This is a genomic window from Chryseobacterium salviniae, from assembly GCF_035819015.1.
GTDB lineage: Bacteria > Bacteroidota > Bacteroidia > Flavobacteriales > Weeksellaceae > Chryseobacterium > Chryseobacterium salviniae.
Map to the genome: position 1 here is coordinate 16156 of NZ_JAYLAA010000064.1, position 17735 is coordinate 33890.

Annotated in this window: 14 protein-coding genes, 7 tRNA genes and 1 other RNA gene; 18 read left to right on the forward strand and 4 right to left on the reverse strand. The window is 36.9% G+C overall.

Going from position 1 to position 17735, the window contains the following annotated elements:
* Both SOP96_RS18410 and SOP96_RS18415 read left to right on the forward strand, forming a co-directional pair.
* Positions 1 to 969, forward strand: a complete 969-nt coding sequence (locus SOP96_RS18410) for a PD-(D/E)XK motif protein (protein ID WP_326322356.1) — start codon at positions 1 to 3, stop codon at positions 967 to 969.
* Between the two features lie 3 nt (positions 970 to 972).
* Positions 973 to 3348, forward strand: coding sequence for an AIPR family protein (locus SOP96_RS18415; protein ID WP_326322357.1), 2376 nt, complete (start codon positions 973 to 975; stop codon positions 3346 to 3348).
* A 190-nt stretch (positions 3349 to 3538) separates the two neighbouring features.
* Here SOP96_RS18415 and ssrA read toward each other — a convergent pair.
* The 3 genes from ssrA to SOP96_RS18430 form a co-directional block, all read right to left on the reverse strand.
* Positions 3539 to 3940: a transfer-messenger RNA gene (ssrA, locus tag SOP96_RS18420) on the reverse strand.
* 76 nt (positions 3941 to 4016) lie between these two features.
* Positions 4017 to 5741, reverse strand: a complete 1725-nt coding sequence (locus SOP96_RS18425; RefSeq protein ID WP_326322358.1) for a T9SS type B sorting domain-containing protein — start codon at positions 5739 to 5741, stop codon at positions 4017 to 4019.
* Positions 5742 to 5766: 25 nt separating this feature from the next.
* Positions 5767 to 7152: a hypothetical protein gene (locus tag SOP96_RS18430; RefSeq protein WP_326322359.1), complete on the reverse strand. Its 1386-nt coding sequence runs from the start codon at positions 7150 to 7152 to the stop codon at positions 5767 to 5769.
* Positions 7153 to 7468: 316 nt separating this feature from the next.
* Here SOP96_RS18430 and rpsU point away from each other — a divergent pair, with 316 nt between their 5' ends.
* The 15 genes from rpsU to SOP96_RS18505 all read left to right on the forward strand — a co-directional run bounded on the left by rpsU (position 7469) and on the right by SOP96_RS18505 (position 14378).
* A complete protein-coding gene (gene rpsU / locus SOP96_RS18435; RefSeq protein ID WP_007846872.1) occupies positions 7469 to 7666 on the forward strand; it encodes a 30S ribosomal protein S21 in 198 nt (65 codons plus the stop codon).
* Between the two features lie 82 nt (positions 7667 to 7748).
* Positions 7749 to 8636 carry a tyrosine-type recombinase/integrase gene (locus SOP96_RS18440; RefSeq protein WP_326322378.1) on the forward strand — a complete coding sequence of 296 codons (888 nt, stop codon included), beginning with the start codon at positions 7749 to 7751 and terminating at the stop codon, positions 8634 to 8636.
* Entirely contained in the window at positions 8633 to 8923 is a 291-nt protein-coding gene (locus tag SOP96_RS18445; protein WP_326322360.1) for an HPF/RaiA family ribosome-associated protein, read from the forward strand. The genes SOP96_RS18440 and SOP96_RS18445 overlap by 4 nt, the downstream gene beginning before the upstream one ends.
* Positions 8924 to 9031: 108 nt before the next feature.
* Positions 9032 to 9105 (forward strand) — tRNA-Thr (locus SOP96_RS18450).
* A 19-nt stretch (positions 9106 to 9124) separates the two neighbouring features.
* Positions 9125 to 9205 (forward strand) — tRNA-Tyr (locus tag SOP96_RS18455).
* An 85-nt stretch (positions 9206 to 9290) separates the two neighbouring features.
* Positions 9291 to 9363 (forward strand) — tRNA-Gly (locus SOP96_RS18460).
* Positions 9364 to 9458: 95 nt separating this feature from the next.
* Positions 9459 to 9532 (forward strand) — tRNA-Thr (locus tag SOP96_RS18465).
* A gap of 19 nt (positions 9533 to 9551) precedes the next feature.
* Positions 9552 to 9632, forward strand: a tRNA-Tyr gene (locus tag SOP96_RS18470).
* Between the two features lie 85 nt (positions 9633 to 9717).
* Positions 9718 to 9793: transfer RNA gene (locus SOP96_RS18475), tRNA-Gly, on the forward strand.
* A 37-nt stretch (positions 9794 to 9830) separates the two neighbouring features.
* Positions 9831 to 9902: transfer RNA gene (locus SOP96_RS18480), tRNA-Thr, on the forward strand.
* 301 nt (positions 9903 to 10203) lie between these two features.
* Positions 10204 to 10884, forward strand: coding sequence for a response regulator transcription factor (locus tag SOP96_RS18485; protein ID WP_326322361.1), 681 nt, complete (start codon positions 10204 to 10206; stop codon positions 10882 to 10884).
* A gap of 1 nt (position 10885) precedes the next feature.
* Positions 10886 to 12250, forward strand: a complete 1365-nt coding sequence (locus tag SOP96_RS18490) for an ATP-binding protein (RefSeq protein WP_326322362.1) — start codon at positions 10886 to 10888, stop codon at positions 12248 to 12250.
* A gap of 318 nt (positions 12251 to 12568) precedes the next feature.
* A complete protein-coding gene (locus SOP96_RS18495; protein ID WP_326322363.1) occupies positions 12569 to 13096 on the forward strand; it encodes a TolC family protein in 528 nt (175 codons plus the stop codon).
* A 4-nt stretch (positions 13097 to 13100) separates the two neighbouring features.
* Entirely contained in the window at positions 13101 to 13292 is a 192-nt protein-coding gene (locus SOP96_RS18500; RefSeq protein ID WP_326322364.1) for a hypothetical protein, read from the forward strand.
* Positions 13293 to 14378, forward strand: coding sequence for an efflux RND transporter periplasmic adaptor subunit (locus SOP96_RS18505; protein ID WP_411911994.1), 1086 nt, complete (start codon positions 13293 to 13295; stop codon positions 14376 to 14378).
* Positions 14379 to 14695: 317 nt separating this feature from the next.
* Here SOP96_RS18505 and SOP96_RS18510 read toward each other — a convergent pair whose 3' ends face one another.
* Entirely contained in the window at positions 14696 to 16255 is a 1560-nt protein-coding gene (locus SOP96_RS18510; protein WP_326322366.1) for a DUF4394 domain-containing protein, read from the reverse strand.
* Positions 16256 to 16513: 258 nt separating this feature from the next.
* On the opposite strand from SOP96_RS18510, the gene tuf reads away from it, so the two are divergent.
* Positions 16514 to 17719: an elongation factor Tu gene (tuf, locus tag SOP96_RS18515; RefSeq protein WP_042721320.1), complete on the forward strand. Its 1206-nt coding sequence runs from the start codon at positions 16514 to 16516 to the stop codon at positions 17717 to 17719.
* Positions 17720 to 17735 lie beyond the last annotated feature (16 nt).

The following is a 17735-nucleotide window of genomic DNA, read 5'->3' on the forward strand; positions in this document are numbered from 1 at the left end:
ATGGTTAATATTAAATCAATCTGGGAAACACAGAAACCAACCGGTGATATCATTATAAAAACAAGAATTGGAGAGATTCCACATCTAAATTGTTACGCTGCAACTAATAACATCACAGGACTGCATTTATACATAATGTCGGTTTCCAAGAATGTAGAAATCCCGGAACTTAAAAATTACCGTTTCAAGGGCGTGGAGATTTTCAGTGTGGAAACTGATGATTTTTGTGAGTTGAATATTTATTTGTTAGACAATGACTTAAAAGATATTTTTTCTTTGTTCATCCAAAATATTCTGGAGGATATTGCTAAATGTGTTACAGAAAATGAAGCAATTACGAAAACACTTAACGTTATTTCTAAATGGAAAAAACTTTTTGATAAAATAAATTTCAATGGTTTAAGTATTGAACAACAAAAAGGTTTGATTGGCGAATTGCTTTTTATCAACCATCTTTTAGACTGTCAAAAATCTCCCTCAACTGTACTAAATGCTTGGACAGGACCAGATTTTGAGGATAAAGATTTTGTTTTTGGAGGAATAGGAATTGAAATTAAATTGACATCTTCAAAATATCCAAAAATAAAAATTACCAATGAAGGACAATTGGACTCGCAAAATTTAACCGAATTATTTTTGATTCTCTTTATCTCTGAAGATGTGAAAGATAATGGTTTTACACTCAATTCTTTAATCAGTCAAACTCGAAAAAAACTGTCTGTAAATATCGATGAACTTAAGTTTTTCAACGAAAGACTAATGCTTTTAGGTTATTTTGACGAAGATAAAGAACACTATAATAAAATGTTTTCTTTAAAAAGAACTCATTCCTATTCTGTTTCAGAAGAGTTTCCGAAAATCATCAAGAGTAATCTTCCTATTGGCATTTACAATACTTCTTATTTTATCGAACTGTCCGCTGTAGATAATTTTTCAGTCGAAATAGATGAGATTACCCAAAATATTTAATGAATGGAAAAAGCATTAAAAAATTACATAGAAGAACTGAAATCAGATGTGGCTTCTTTGGTTTACTCAGATGGAGAAGGTGCAAGTTTTGAAGATAAATTTACAGAATACTGCATCGAAGTTTTTGAATCAATCGGAAAGTCTGAAGGAGCAAGAGTTTTGTCTTATATTCATCCCAATAATCAAGGCGGAATCGATTGGAAAATTAACGGCTATTGTCTGAAAGACCAATTTAGAGATGAAAATAACAAAACATATTTTGAAACTTTAGATTTATTCATTACGAGTTTTAGAAACGACAGTTTTGAGTATAATATTCCGAAAGATGAATACACAAAGTCTTTGAATCAAATCAAAAGATTCATCAATTCATCACTGAAAAGACATATTGATTACATCGACCATTCGCATACAGAACTCAACGAACTGATAAAAATTATTGGTAAACAAGGAAAAGATTTTGACAGAATTAATGTATATTTTCTTATTAATGGTTTTTCAAATCATGAAAAAGAAAAATTAGAAATTAACGATGTTGATGTTTCCGTTCATACTTGGGACGTTACAAGATTATTTAAAATAAACGAAACAAACAGCGTTCACGAGCCGATTGAAATTGAGTTTGAAAAATTTACCCAAGAAGGAAAAGGATTGCAATGTCTTCAGGTTCCAAGCATCGACGAAATGTATGATTGTTATTTGGCGATTGTCCCTGGTGAAGTTTTAGCCAATTTATACAAAGAATTTTCTAACGAATTACTGGAAAGCAATGTTCGTGCATTTCTTGGTCAGGCCGGAAAATTCAACAAAGGAATTCGGGATACCATTCGTACAAAACCACAAATGTTTTTGCCTTACAATAACGGAATTACTGCAACCGCCGAAAGCGTAGAAACAAAATCTGTTGACGGACAAATGGTCATCACTCGACTCAATGATTTTCAAATCGTAAACGGGGGGCAAACGACAGCTTCACTTTATCATACCCAGAAGAAATTCAAAGATGCAGATTTGAGCAAGATTTTTGTCCAAATGAAACTAACGGTTATAAAAGATAAAGAACAGAAAAATAGTGAAGTACCTAATATTTCAAGATTTGCTAACAGCCAAAACAAAGTCTCTGAACTTGATTTGTCATCGAACAATCCTTATTTTGTTCAGATCGAAAATCTTTCGAGGAAAAAATACGTAGTGAATTCAGAAAACAAAAACCAATCACTACTTTGGTTTTTTGAACGTGCAAACGGACAGTATCGTGAAACGCTGAATAAGCAAACCCCAAGTCAGCAAAAAAAATTCAAGGAGCAGAATCCTTCTCATTTGAAGTTTGTGAAGTCTGATGTTGCGAAGTTCATTAACCTATGGGAATTGGAACCTCATTTTGTTTCACAGGGTTCACAGAAAAACTTCATTCATTTCACCAAAAAAATCAATATTTTAGTTAGTAAAAATAAATTACCGGGGGAAAATTTCTACAAAAAAATGGTAGCTAATGCGATTATATTTAAATCAACAGATAAATTATTCGGGCGAAAAGGGGTTGATGCTATTGGTGATACCAACTTAAAATCTTTCACTGTAGCTTATACGGTTTCTTATTTCCATTATTTGACAGATAACCGACTGGATTTATGGAAAATTTATGAAGACCAAAAAATAGATGATTTTTTAATGCTTGAACTCAGAAAACTTTTGGTTTTTGTATATGATCATTTAGTAAAAGAAGCTCATAACAGTTTGATATCTGAATATGCCAAAAGAGAATCTTCGTGGAATAGATTGAAAGAAACACATTACGTCGAAGATTTACAGGTTATCCTTAGAGATTATTTAATTTCTACAAAAGAAAAAGAAGATCGAGAAAGTGAAAAGGATATTGATACAAATGATGAGGAAGATAGGCTTTTTATTATCAGTGAAATCCACAAATTTGGATTGAAATTTTGGGATGGTTTTGTTCGTTTTCTCGAAAATAACTCCTTGGAAGGATTTAACAAAAATTCGGTTGAAGAGGTTTTAAAAGCTATTCAGAAAAATAAAAACTTTTTACCAAGAGATATAACCATCGGCAGGAAAATGATTAAGTATTTAACAGAAGACCCTTCTTTTCTTTTAGATATGAAAGTTCAATCTAAATTAGAGGACAAAGAATCAGTTGAAATAAAGTATATGTTTGATCGTCTAAAGCTCCTGGCAAAAGATGATTGGAAAAAAATAATTGACTTGGCAAACCATACTAATATTTTTACAATACCTGAATTGGGTAATGTAAAATCTATACAATTATCATTGTCAAAAAATGAACGGATTAAAGAGCAGTCATTAATGAAAGCCTATGAATCAATAAAAAAATTAAAAAGGTTTGGAATTAATGTTTAGTCATCTAAATTTAGTACTAAACTCTTTTTTTAGAATTATTTCTGTTGATATAAATTGCTTGCCACCACCAGTGCTACCATTTGATTGAAATCTATTGAGATTTAATGAAGTCATATTTTTAACAAAAGACCCTCTATATCATTGATATAAAGGGTTTTTACTTGTCAAAAGGTTTCATGACCTTTCATTTCGGTGGAGTTGGAGGGATTCGAACCCTCGTCCAAACAAGCAATACATAAGATTTCTACATGCTTATTCTGCTATTTGTTTTCGACTGAATGCAGAGAGCAGACACCCAACATTCAGCTTATCTTCTGAGGTTTTCGAGCTTTAGCCGAAGCGTCTAAAGCCTTATTTCCGCATTCCTATATCCCAGGATCAAACGCCGCAGAACAGAGCATTTGTGGAATATCTTGCTTCCCTACTAAAGTCTTCGGGAAAACGCTTGATCTACTATACTTCGATATTAAGCTGCAAGAGCGAACTCTTCGTTGCCAGTTAAAATTGTGTAGCAAGGGATTATAGAGATCGCGCTACGGTTCTCTGCATGCTTACTTACCCATTGGTCTTGCTGTCGAAACCAGTCAACCCCATGAATAAAGTATGCAAAAATAAGGCTTTTTATTCAAATATAATTAACATACGCTAATCTTTTTAAAGTAGAGGTGCTACTCTCTGTTCTTTAATAAGATCCAGCCGGATAATTGTACAGGCTGTTTCGTGATCTGGTCGGTCCAGGATAAGCTGTACCAGTACGTGTCAGTTGGCAATGGCATTCCAACGTATTTTCCATTCCATACCGGATTTTTAGAACTTACCTCGAAAACAACTTTACCATATTTATCAAAAATGCTTCCTTTGAAATTTCCGAACTTGCTGATGATGCTGAAGTCGATATTATCATTGATTCCGTCACTGTTTGGTGTGATCGTATTGTTCATTAAGAACGTATAATATTCCATATGCGTATCACATAAAATCCCTTTCTTTCTTACTCGGATGGAATATTGTGTATTGCTCAAAACATTTTTGAAAATATTGTACGATTGCCACGTTACGCCGCCATCAATAGAATATTCCAGTGGATCACCTGCCGGATTTTTAACGTTGATGGTTAAAAAGCCATTCTCATAAGTAATTCCTGTAATTTCAGGAGTTTTAATATAAGAAACTACGGCAGTAAGGACTTTGGAACAAGACCCATTGTTGATGGTTACTGTATATGTTCCGGGAATTGCCGTGCTTATGGTTTGGGTAGTGGCTCCGGTATTCCAGCTGTAAGAATAATTCGCTCCGGCTCCGGCATCCAAAACCGCATTGTCTCCCTGACATACCTCCACATTCGGCAATGATGCTGAAATCGCAGGAACAACATTAATCGTAATAGAAGTGGTTGCCTGTGCAGGACAGCCGTTGCTTCCGATTCCCGTAACCGTATACATCGTAGTAGAAGTAGGGGAAACGGTTTGTGTATTTCCACTTCCCGGAAGTCCTGTCCATGTATACGTTGCAGCACCTGAAGCGGTAAGCACAACCGAATCTCCTTTACAGATATTGGTGGATGAAGCATTCAATGTGATCGTTGGAGGCGTAATATTTTTTACCACCGTTACGGAAGACTGCTTGGTACAACCGAACGGACTGGTAATCTTCAGGGTATAAGTTCCGGCATTATTCACAACCGGTGTTAACGTATTCGCTCCCGAAACAATCGTTCCGCCGCCGGAAGCGGTCCACAAGAAGATTGAACCGGTTGGAAACGTTGAGCCTGATGCATTAAGCGTAATTTGCGTATTGGTACAGTTGATTTCTAAAGGAGCGGCAATATTTACCGTAATCGCAGGGTCCATCGTTACCGTTGCAGAGCTTTGGTACTGACATCCTAAAGGAGTGGTTACTGTAACGGTATAGGTTCCGGATGCTGTAACGGTATTGGTTGTTCCTGTTACGCCATTAGACCAGGAAAAAGTATTTCCGGTTCCGGCTGCAGAAGCTGTTAATACTGTTGAAGATCCTTCGCAGAAAGTTAAATTTCCGGTAATCTGCACATTCGGGTTAGGGCTGTTATTGATAGTCACGGAAGTTGGATCACTTGTGCACAACCCGTTATTGTTAGTTAATGTATACACACCTGGAGCATTTATTGTAATGCTTTGGGCGGTTTGTCCTGTTGACCATGTATTTCCGGTAGCGTAGTTAGAAGTTAGCGTAATATTTCCATTATTACAGATTACTGTTGCAGAAGCGGTAATGACAGGAACCGGTTTTTGATTGACCATCAATTGCAGGTTGGCCACTTTAGAACATGTGCTGGATTTTACCCGGACATAAATAGTTGCATTTCCGGAAACATGCGATGTAGGATTAGCAATCGTATTTGTATTTCCTGCCACCGCATCGGCCTGATTAAGGTAATAATCAAAGGTTACCTGCCGTGGTGCTGATGTTGTTTTGGGCTGATGTTAAATTAAAAGTGGCGGTCGGAGTATCGGAACAAATGCTCAAATTCGCATTCTGAACAGCCGGAACAACTCCCTGGGTAACTGTAACCGATTTTTGATAAGTACAATTCGCAGGGGTTGTCACATTCACTGTGTAGGTTCCCGGAGCTGCAACTGAAATGGTGTTTCCGGTGGCTCCGTTAGACCAGGTATATAGATTTCCCGTTCCGGTGGAGGTAGCGATGAGCTGGGTAGAAGTATCGCACAGTACAAGGCTTCCGGTAATCTGTACGTTTGGATCCGAAGCGGCCGTAATGGTTACAGAGGCAGGCGGACTTGTACAATTTCCATTGGTGGTCACAAGCGTATAGGTTCCCGGTGCAGTAATTACGATGGAAGGATTCGTAGAGCCTGTAGACCATGTATTTCCTGTGGTACTGGCTGATGTTAAAGTAACATTTCCACCAGGACATAAAGTCATTGATGAAGCGGTAATGGATGCCGTCAGATTGCTGGCTTCAAAAATAAAAGAGCCGGTTTGTTTGCAGGCATTAAGGCTGCTACCCGGATTACTCGGGCTATTGTAATTAATGTTATAATAATAAACGGAACCTGGTATTATGGAAATAGGTGATGTAATCGGGTTGCTTCCTGTTGCAGCATCATTGGCATCATTAAAATAGCTTATCGTAAAATTGGCATTTCCATTAATAATTCCCGGAGATAAAGTGGTAAAATTAAAAGGGACACTGCTGTCGCACATCGATATAACTCTTGGCGAATTCGGATTAGGCCCTGCAACGCCCGGTGCTATAAAAGGATTGGTAGCAATCCCAGAACCAGAAAAAGGAGATACAAAAGTAGCCGTTCCACCCCAGGTTAGGTTGAAAGTATACACGGTAGTAGACCAGTTGTCTATATATAAATAGTAGGTTTCCCCGGCAACGACATCCATGTATTTACAATACGGTGTTGTGTTACCACCTGCAGAACTTGTGTTCGTATTGGTCATATTCATTCCCGTACTAGCAAGAGTCCCGGAGGCATTACAGCGGATGGGAAATCCCAGATTTCCGCAGGATGTATTCGGTCCATAAATCGCCCAGTCATAATCAACAGGTCCTGTAGGTGTAAGGTTGAAAGTAAGCGTTCCGCTGGTAGCGATGGTGAATTTATACCAGACTGAGTGATGTTCCCCCGAAGATAAACAGCCTCCAAGCGTTTCATATTCATTACCAACACCTGAAGGCGTGTAATTAATATTAGAGTTTCCGCAAACCGTAATTGCAGAAACGCAGTCCTCCTGAGCAGAAAGAGAGATATAAAATATGGATAGAAAAGAAAAGAGTAATCTTTTGATCATGCCAGGTTACAAGTTTTAAAAGGTGGATAGGTGAAAATTATAGAATTATAAATGAATGGGCAATGTTAGGTATTGCAGAAAATAAGTTGTAATGAAAAGTTCATTTTATATATGTTAGTTTTTAGGCAAATTTAACTAAAATTTTATTATAAAATTCAATTAAATAATTGTGATATGATTTAAATGTCTGGTTGTTTTTAAAGATTCATCATCGCTGCATAGATGTTTTTTGAGGGTGATTATTAAACAATTAAGATAAAAATTTGCAGATTTATAAAAAATTAGTATTTTTGCAATCCAAAATGAGATGTAATATATGTTAATAATTCCAGTAAAAGATGGTGAATCCATCGACAGAGCATTAAAAAAATATAAAAGAAAATTTGATAAAACAGGAACAGTTCGTCAGCTTAGAGCAAGACAACAGTTTATCAAGCCTTCTGTAACGCTAAGACAAGCGAGATTGAAAGCTGCTCACAAACAAAGAGCGCTTAGCAAAGAAGAGCAGGCTTAAGAAATTTTCTTAATTCGCATACGAATTCACTCTTTAAATAGTTATATTTGAAGAGTGAATTTTTGTTTTTATATTTTTAATGATGCTGGACAAATTCTTAGAATATTTAGAACTCGAAAAGAGGTATTCGCCTCACACCATTACAAGCTACAGAAAAGACCTTGAAGATTTTTATCGTTTTTATCTTAAAACGGAATCTTCAGAAGATATTTCTAAAGCCGACAAAAAAATCATCCGGAATTTTATTGTCGAGCTAAGCGAAAATAATATTGCAAAGAGAAGCATCAACAGAAAACTCTCTTCCCTCCGAAGCTTTTATCTCTTTCTTTTAAAAATCGGCGATATTGAAGTTTCTCCCGTCGAAAATATTTCATCCCTGAAATTTTATCCCGAAAAACAAATTCCCATGTCTGAACAGGAAATGCAAAAGCTCAGTGATCAGGCTTTTACCAATGTTCAGGATATTCTTGAAAAATGTATTATGGAAGTGCTTTACCAAACCGGTATGCGTAAGGCGGAGCTTTGTGGTATGACTTTTGAAAATGTAAACCTGAGTGCCGGAGAAATAAAAATAATCGGGAAAGGAAACAAGCAAAGGATTATTCCGGTCTCCGAAAATCTGGCAGCCGTTTTAAAAAGTTACGTACAAATACGCAACCCGGCAACAGAATTTAAATCATACTTCTTTGTCAACAGGAAAGGCAAAAAACTCACCGAAAAATTTGTTTATGTGGTGGTTAATAAGTACCTTAGTCTTGTAACAACAAAGGAAAAAAGAAGTCCTCATATCCTTCGGCACAGCTTTGCTACACATGTTTTGGATAATGGGGCAGAGATCTCTAAAGTAAAAAAAATATTAGGACATTCCAGCCTTGCAAGTACTCAAGTCTATACGAATGCCAATATCGAACAATTGAAAAAAGTTTTTAATCAGGCTCATCCAAGAGCTTCAAAAAATGACGAATTATGAAGATCACAGTACAATCAATTGGTTTAACTCCACACGAACCACTAGAATCACACATCGAGAAAAAAGTAAGCAAACTGGATACCTTTTATGATAAAATCCAGGACTGCAAAGTATTTTTAAAAGTGGAAAATAACTCGGATAAGGTCAATAAAACGGCCGAGATTATTTTGGCGGTTCCGGGAGACGATATCGTGGTAAAAAAGACAACAACAACTTTTGAAGAAAGCTTAGACTTATGCGTTGATGCTGCTAAAAAGCTACTAATCAAGAAAAAGGAAATGGCATAGCAAAAAAAGTTAAAAAAAATTATTAAAAAATTTGAGAATTCAAAAAATCCGCTCTATATTTGCACTCGCAAAAAGGAACAGTGATCTTTTGAATTCTTTTTTATAAATGCCTCCATAGCTCAGTTGGCCAGAGCACGTGATTTGTAATCTCGGGGTCGTGGGTTCGAATCCCTCTGGAGGCTCGTTTACTATAAAATATCTGGGGAGATTCCAGAGTGGCTAAATGGGACTGACTGTAACTCAGTTGCTTCGGCTTCGTAGGTTCGAATCCTGCTCTCCCCACATTTTATAGTAAAAAAAAAGTTGCACGAATAAAGGATTTTCCTTAAGTTTGCACAGCGTTGCCAATAATTTTGGAAACAAAATTGCGGAAGTAGCTCAGTTGGTAGAGCGTCAGCCTTCCAAGCTGAATGTCGCGGGTTCGACCCCCGTCTTCCGCTCAGAATAATCACACTTATTGCAGGGTGATTTTTTTTTAACTACTGAAATGATGTAGAGTAGCGTTTCTCACAGATTTCAGTCCATTTGTTAAAATGCCTCCATAGCTCAGTTGGCCAGAGCACGTGATTTGTAATCTCGGGGTCGTGGGTTCGAATCCCTCTGGAGGCTCATTTACAATAAAATATCTGGGGAGATTCCAGAGTGGCTAAATGGGACTGACTGTAACTCAGTTGCTTCGGCTTCGTAGGTTCGAATCCTGCTCTCCCCACATTTTATAGTAGAAAAAAAGTTGCACGAATAAAGGATTTTCCTTAAGTTTGCACAGCGTTGCCAATAATTTTGGAAACAAAATTGCGGAAGTAGCTCAGTTGGTAGAGCGTCAGCCTTCCAAGCTGAATGTCGCGGGTTCGACCCCCGTCTTCCGCTCCAGCAAAATCACGCTTTTAGTGTGATTTTTTTGATTGTTGCCGACTTAGCTCAGCGGTAGAGTGCTTCCTTGGTAAGGAAGAGGTCACGGGTTCAAGTCCCGTAGTTGGCTCTCGTTTTAATCCCGATTTCTTCGGGATTTTTTATTTTTAATATTCTTTAACGCTACCGGCGCTAGGAAAGCTTACCTTTAACTCTTCTAATTCCTTTCACAAAGGCATTCCATTCAGCAAATGAAAGATATATGATATTTGCCTTTGCAAACGCAAATATTAAGTAGAATTCAAATATCTATTGCATCCATAGCGTTTAAAATATTTTAACCTTAAAATTCAATTAAAATACTTTCCGCAAATTTGAATTCTTTTACCGTCATAAAAATTTTCTTTACATTCGTATAAAATAAATTTTCGATGAATATTCTTTTATTGGAAGATGATCTTATTCTTTCGGCAGAGCTTTGTAAGTTTTTGGAATCGAATAATTTTACCTGTGATAAAATTTACGATGGAGAAACATTTCTACGGCAGATCAAAAACAATTCATATGATTTGTATCTTCTGGATATCAACGTTCCTAAAATCAATGGGCTTGATGTCTGCCAGACCATCCGTTCTTTTGATAAAAATACCCCCATCATTATTATTTCCGCATACGGAGATCTTTCCGACAAAAAAAATGCCTTTACAAGACTCGCAGACGATTATTTGGTAAAACCCTTTCAGTTTGAAGAACTGCTGCTCCGAATGAATTCTCTCCTGAGAAGAAAATCTCCCTCCGAAAAAAGCGACCAGGAAATTATCAGGGTAGATGATCTTATTATCAATAAAACCGAACAGAAAGTTTTTCGCGCAGGAAACGAGATTGCTCTTACTTTAAAAGAATTCCAGCTTTTGGTTTATCTTGCGGAAGCGCAGGGAAGAACGGTCTCAAAACAGCAGATCACAGAACATGTATGGGAACATAATTTTAATACCAATACCAATACGGTGGAAGTGTACATCAATTTTTTAAGAAAAAAGATAGATAAAGATTTTAAAGTAAAACTTATCCATACACGTTCCGGATTCGGATATTATCTAAGCCCGCTGTAAAATGTCTTTAAAAAGAAAAATCGCCCTCAATCTCAGTATTGCTTTTTCATTGCTTTTCGGCATTGTAATGGCGGTGATTTATATCTCTTTTAATGATTTCAGGAAAGACGAATTTCAGGAAAGATTCAGGCAGAGACTCGAGTTTACTTCCCATTTCATTGCAAAATCCAAAGATTTCGAAGAAGAAGCGCCTGTATTTTTTAGCGAAAATTCAGATAATATTCTTTTGAACGAAACCATTTTAATTTTCGACGGCAATAAAGAATTAATTTACAGTACCATCAAAGACCGGAATGTCATCTGGGATAATGCATTGCTGAAAGAACTCGATGAAAAGAAGATCATTTACTCGGAAAAAACAGTTCCTGAAATTTATGCCGCCCTTAAAAACATTAATGGACAAAATTATTACATTCTTACCAGCGCTTATGATACCACGGGAACCTCAAAATTAGAATACCTGAAGTATCTTCTGATAACGGCTTATGTAATGAGTACTTTGTTTATCGGGTTTTTCAGCTATTACTTTATGGGGCAGTTTTTAAAACCTCTGGAAGATCTTAACAAAGAAATTTCGGAAGTAACCGCTCATAAACTGACCACGGAAATCCCGGTGCGCAATTCTAATGATGAGATTGATGTTCTGGCAAAATCATTTAACACCATGATCAAAAGGCTGGATGACGTATTTCAGTCGCAGAAAGATTTTACGGCCAGTGCTTCTCATGAAATCCGTACGCCCCTTACCAGGATGGCTTTTCAGCTTGAAAATTTAATTAAGTTCGGGCAGCATCCTCCGGAAACTTTGACTTCACTTCAGCAGATTAAAAAAGATGTTTACCAATTGTCGGATCTTACCAATTCATTGCTGCTGTTAACGAAATTCGACAAGGAAAATATCCAGAACATTTACGAGGAAGTAAGAATCGATGAGGTTATTTTTGAGTCTTTTGAAGCCGTGGAGAAAAGTTATCCGAAACTGAAAATGGATTTCCAGATCTCCGAAAATACTTCTGAAATTGCATTGCTTACAATTAACGGAATCCAGTCTTTACTGGAAATTGTTTTCATAAACTTATTTAAAAATGCGGCCATCTATTCGGATGATACGGAAGTGGACGTTTTGATCACAGAGACGGAAAGCAGGCTTATTGTTGACGTTATTTCCCACGGAAATGCCATTCCTAAAGAAGAACAGCCAAAACTCTTTGAAGCATTCATGCGTGGCAACAATTCTCAGAATACTTCCGGATCAGGTCTTGGGCTGCGTATTGTTAAAAGAATTCTGGAATACCACGGCGCAAAAATTACCTATGCAGCTCCCGGAGATTTGTTGAATAAATTCAGTGTTATTTTTCATAAATAATCTTGTATTCTTCTCCTGAACACGAACCAGTCGAGGATCTTTCACTATTAACAACAATAGTTTTACCCATTGTTAAAATTCACAGAAAGATTTTGATAATCTTAAAATATTTCAAAGCACATTAGAAAAAATCTAAGATTTTAAAAACTTTTGTGTTCTAAATATGCGTGAAGCTTTATGCTTAAGGTGATGTGACTTATGTGGTTAAAATGCTTTTGTGGTTAAACATAAACCTCAAAACTATTTTAATTTTTTTTTAAGTATTCTTTAAGAGCATTTTAATACCATAAAAGCAATTTTGCATCATAAAATTAAAGAATGAACAGAATTGCACGACTGCTGATAGTTGCTTGCTCATTGACAATGGCACAACAGCAAATGTCGCTTTCGGATTGCGAAGAAGCTTTTCAGAAGAACAATCTACAACTGCTCGCCGAACAGTATAATATCAACATGGCCGAAACAGATATCTTGCAGGCTAAAATCTGGGAGCTCCCGCAATTGGGTGGGCAAATCAATGCTTATAATCCCGAAAACCGAAAAGTTTTTGATGTGGGTCGGGCAAAAGGAGCCGAAATTAGCCAGTTTATTTACATGGGCGGGAAAAAGAAGAACGAAATTGCTTTTGCAAAATCAAATAAAGAGCTCGCTCAACTGCAGTTTTCCCAGCTGCTGGCAGATCTTCGGGCACAGCTTCATATGACTTATTATAATCTTTATTACGAAAGACTTACAGCAAAACCAGAAAAACGCAGAATTTCAAAAACTGAATTTAGAAACAAAAGTTCAGGCAGCCTACAAAACCTGGAAAATGCAGTAAAATCAGCTTTCCAGGATCAAATCTGAGTACTTGGATCATATGGAAATGGTTTACAAAGGGCTGCTGAATAACTTCAGAAAAGGAAATGTAAACCTTATTGAATTTACAAACTTTATGGACAGCTACAGAGAAACGGCACTTCAGATCTATGATATGAAAAACGCAATCATGCAGCCTGCAGAACAACTCAATCAACTTGTACAAACAAAAATCTTCTATTAAATGAAAGCGTATATTCTTCCCCTAATCATCACAGTCTTACTTTTTTCTTGTTCAAAAAATCGAGAACTAATGCAGCCGCAGGTAAAAAAAGGTTTTGAGCTGAGCAATACCATGCTCGGGTCGATTGCTCTTGTAAAGGTTCAAAAAAAATATATTGAAGACGACTTTAATTTTTATGGGAAAATTTCGGCAGATAACAACAGTTACATCGATGTCTATCCCTTGGTTAGTGGGAATGTTTTAAATGTAAATGTAGAACTGGGAGATTATGTAAAAAAAGGACAGGTTTTGGCAACCATCAGAAGTACCGAAATGGCAGACGTTCAGAAAGATGTAAGCGATGCTGAAACGGATCTTGTGGTAGCACAAAATAATCTTCACGTAGCTAAAGAAATGTATGCAGGAAAACTAAACACCGAAAGGGATGTTCTCGAAGCGAAAAGTCAGCTTCAGAAAGCCCAGGACCAGATCCAGAGAGCAAACGCAATAAGTATGGTATATAATATAAAAAAAGGAAATATTTACAACGTGGTAGCTCCTATCAGCGGATATATCGTAAAGAAAAACATCAATAAAGATATGCAGCTCAGAAGCGACCGAAGCGATAATATCTTCGATGTAGCTAATACAACGAAAGTCTGGGTCATCATAAACGTAAATGAATCTGATATTGATAAAATAAGTCTGGGAATGAAGGCCCGGGTTTCCACCCTTTCTTATCCTGATAAAGTTTTTGACGGAAAAATCGATAAAATATTTAAAATTATTCATCCCGAAACCAACGCCATGCAGGCAAGGGTTGTGCTGGATAACCAAAACGGATTGCTGATCCCGGAAAGTAAGGCAACCATTAAGGTAACCAGCTCAGAAAATACAATGGCAGCAACCGTTCCTTCCAAAGCTGTAATTTTTGATGACAACAGAAGTTTTGTGATTGTCTATAAATCCAGAACCGATGTAAAAGTTCGTGAAATAAAAGTCCTGAAACAGGTCGGCGACATCACTTACGTTTCAGAAGGCTTGTCTGAAGGAGAACAGGTGGTTACCAACAATCAGTTGCTGATTTACCGCTCTTTGAATAGTTGATTCTTATAACCCTTTACTCCTTAATTATCTTAATAGTTTAAAAATACATCTTAAAATAGATATATGGTTTACTGAGTGAAATCGAGGATTCAACGCAGTCAAAAAGCTTTTGATTCAGCTCCCTCTCCTTTGGAGAAGATTGGGGTGAGAAAAAATCTTTGTTCTCTTTACGTTAAAACAATTCAACGACTTTTTTAGGTCAAAAAAACCATCATGAACTAAAAAATCCCGGCAGATCTAAATTTTTTATTTGTATTAAAAAGTCAGGCGGAAAACAAAGTTTTCCGCCTGACTGCTATTGAAATAATTATTATGAGTTAAAATCCTAATCCTACGGCAAATCCTCTCACTACATTTGGGAAATCTGCAATAGATGTTGCGGCTCCTGTTGAAGTATTAATGCTGTAGATTTTTGTTGATGCACCCACTGCTGCAACTAAGTATGCTTTCTGGCTCATGCTTCCGATATCGAAACCGTTCGCGCTGGTAATATTTATTCCTAAAGAACCTGTCTCTACCAATGTCCCGTTGTTGGGCGGATTTTGTTGGTATAACTTATCGGTATTATGATCGATAACAAATAAAGTTGTTGAAGTAGCTCCTGCAAAATTATTGGTATAAGCAGCCGCTCCGATCATCGGAGTTCCAGGATTCAGCATTCCGTCTACTGCTGTAATTCCCCCTGTTACAGGATCAAGACGAAGATTTTGTCCCGTGTTGCTCACCACTCTGATTTTATCAACGGTTGGATTAAAATCAAATCCGAAATCTGTTCCGGCAAGTACCGTTGTAAAAGGAGAAGTTCCTATTGCAGTCGCAGCACCTGTTCCCAAATTAATGGTATACAGTCTGCTGGAACTTCCTAAAGCATACAGCTGTCCGTTTAACGGTCTGAAATCGATACCAAGAATATTTTCGCCGCTCTGAAGTCCTGTAATTGCCTTTGAAACCGGCATCGGGCTGTTCGGGTTGAAAATCTGAAGATTGTTTGAATTATCTACCGCATAAGCAACCGGTTCTGTAGGAATGGCAAGATCAATAATTTGCTGCTGAAGCATTCCTATATTGGTTGCCTTACCATTATTAAGGTCAATTATATGGAGATTATTATTTAAAGTTAATAAAGCTGCGGAGTTATCATATTTAATATCAAATGCAGCCTGCCCTGTAAAAGTTGTTCCTAAATTTCCTATTTCTACTAATACTCCATTATTGGGAGGATCCTGCTTGAATAACTTTCCTGAAGCCATATCAATATCATACAAAATAGTGCTTGAAGCTCCGGATTTACTATTGGTATAGGCAATTCCTGTAATTGATGGAGTTCCGCCTCCGTTGATATTCATATCGGTTGCCGCTACCGCTCCTGTTTCAGGATGAAGCCTTAAATTTTGTCCTGTATTGCTCACCAAACGAATTCTGTCCACCGTAGGATTAAAATCGATTGAAGCAATGCTGCCTGAAACTGCAGGTGAAAAAGCTGTTGTACTTACCACCCTTGCAGACAAACTCGATATATTAATGATATACAGCTTGCTTGCATTCGACAGTGCATAAAGTTCCCCTGTAGCAGGACGGAAATCTATGCTCATCAGTTTTTCACCGGAAACAACGCCTGTAATCATTGCTTTGGAAATAAAATTTTTAGGATTATTGGCATTAAAAGACACAAGTTCATTGTTTGATGTAATTCCATATACAACAAGATCCGGTCCTTGAGCCATCATATCCGCAGGCATAAGATCTTCAGTTTCATCACAGGAAAATAAAATGGCAATGCTGAATAACACTGTAAGTAAATGTAATAGTTTTCTCATAATATAATATTTAAGGTTCGTATTTCCATCTACGACAAAATGTGAATTATGGTTTTCCATCTTGAGTTTTTTTTCACCGGGATTTATATGATTAAGAATTAAAGAGATAGTTTATAATTTAGTGAAAAGCTTCAGTAGGATTTTTTCAATTAAGAAATTTGTGTAAATTTGCAATCTCAATACATTGAAATATAAGGTTTGTGCTTCATTGGATTTGAATATTGAAACTTTTTTTGAAGAAAAAGATTTTAGTATTTAAAAATTCATTATATTTGCACACCGAAAATTTGAAAAACAATAAATAAATAATTTTAAATCATGGCAAAGGAAACGTTTAATCGTAACAAACCACACTTGAACATTGGTACTATTGGTCACGTTGACCATGGTAAAACTACTCTTACAGCTGCTATTTCTGCTGTATTAGCTAGCAAAGGTCTTGCTGAGAAAAAAGACTTCTCTGCAATTGACTCTGCTCCAGAAGAAAAAGAAAGAGGTATTACTATCAATACAGCTCACATCGAATACGAAACTGAGAAAAGACACTATGCTCACGTTGACTGTCCAGGTCACGCGGATTACGTGAAGAACATGGTAACTGGTGCTGCTCAGATGGATGGAGCAATCGTGGTATGTGCTGCGACTGACGGACCAATGCCTCAAACAAGAGAGCACATTCTACTTTGCCGTCAGGTAAACGTACCAAGAATTGTTGTTTTCATGAATAAAGTTGACATGGTAGATGATGCTGAGTTATTAGAGCTTGTTGAAATGGAGCTTAGAGACTTATTATCTACTTATGAATTTGATGGTGATAACTCTCCTGTAATCCAAGGTTCTGCTCTTGGTGCACTTACTGCTGCTACTGAAGGTAACTCTGATGATAAGTGGTTTAAGTCTGTTGAGCAATTAATGGATGCTGTTGATGAGTGGATCGAAGAGCCAATCAGAGATACAGATAAGCCATTCTTGATGCCAATCGAAGATGTATTCTCTATTACAGGTAGAGGTACTGTAGCAACTGGTAGAATCGAAGCTGGTATCATCAACACTGGTGATCCTGTAGATATCGTAGGTATGGGTGATGAAAAATTAACTTCTACAATTACAGGGGTTGAGATGTTCAGAAAAATCCTAGACAGAGGTGAAGCTGGTGATAACGTAGGTCTATTGTTGAGAGGTATTGAAAAAACCGATATCAAGAGAGGTATGGTAATCGCTAAGAAAGACTCTGTGAAGCCTCACAAAAAATTCAAAGCATCAGTTTATATCCTTTCTAAAGAAGAAGGTGGACGTCACACTCCATTCCATAACAAATACCGTCCTCAGTTCTACGTAAGAACTACTGACGTTACAGGTGAGATCTTCTTACCAGAAGGTGTAGAAATGGTAATGCCTGGTGATAACTTAGAGATCACTGTAGAATTATTACAGCCAATTGCTCTTAACGAGGGTCTTAGATTCGCGATCAGAGAAGGAGGTAGAACAGTTGGTTCAGGTCAGGTTACTGAAATCTTAGACTAATCATCTATTACAATAT

What these genes read in the sequence shown, in the direction of transcription:
- SOP96_RS18495 (WP_326322363.1), top strand. Translation starts at nt 12,569, where the DNA reads ATGAACAGAATTGCACGACTGCTGATAGTTGCTTGCTCATTGACAATG.
- SOP96_RS18505 (WP_411911994.1), top strand. Translation starts at nt 13,293, where the DNA reads ATGAAAGCGTATATTCTTCCCCTAATCATCACAGTCTTACTTTTTTCT.
- SOP96_RS18410 (WP_326322356.1), top strand. Translation starts at nt 1, where the DNA reads ATGGTTAATATTAAATCAATCTGGGAAACACAGAAACCAACCGGTGAT.
- SOP96_RS18430 (WP_326322359.1), bottom strand. Translation starts at nt 7,152, where the DNA reads ATGATCAAAAGATTACTCTTTTCTTTTCTATCCATATTTTATATCTCT.
- SOP96_RS18510 (WP_326322366.1), bottom strand. Translation starts at nt 16,255, where the DNA reads ATGGAAAACCATAATTCACATTTTGTCGTAGATGGAAATACGAACCTT.
- rpsU (WP_007846872.1), top strand. Translation starts at nt 7,469, where the DNA reads ATGTTAATAATTCCAGTAAAAGATGGTGAATCCATCGACAGAGCATTA.
- tuf (WP_042721320.1), top strand. Translation starts at nt 16,514, where the DNA reads ATGGCAAAGGAAACGTTTAATCGTAACAAACCACACTTGAACATTGGT.
- SOP96_RS18440 (WP_326322378.1), top strand. Translation starts at nt 7,749, where the DNA reads ATGCTGGACAAATTCTTAGAATATTTAGAACTCGAAAAGAGGTATTCG.
- SOP96_RS18490 (WP_326322362.1), top strand. Translation starts at nt 10,886, where the DNA reads ATGTCTTTAAAAAGAAAAATCGCCCTCAATCTCAGTATTGCTTTTTCA.
- SOP96_RS18485 (WP_326322361.1), top strand. Translation starts at nt 10,204, where the DNA reads ATGAATATTCTTTTATTGGAAGATGATCTTATTCTTTCGGCAGAGCTT.
- SOP96_RS18445 (WP_326322360.1), top strand. Translation starts at nt 8,633, where the DNA reads ATGAAGATCACAGTACAATCAATTGGTTTAACTCCACACGAACCACTA.
- SOP96_RS18415 (WP_326322357.1), top strand. Translation starts at nt 973, where the DNA reads ATGGAAAAAGCATTAAAAAATTACATAGAAGAACTGAAATCAGATGTG.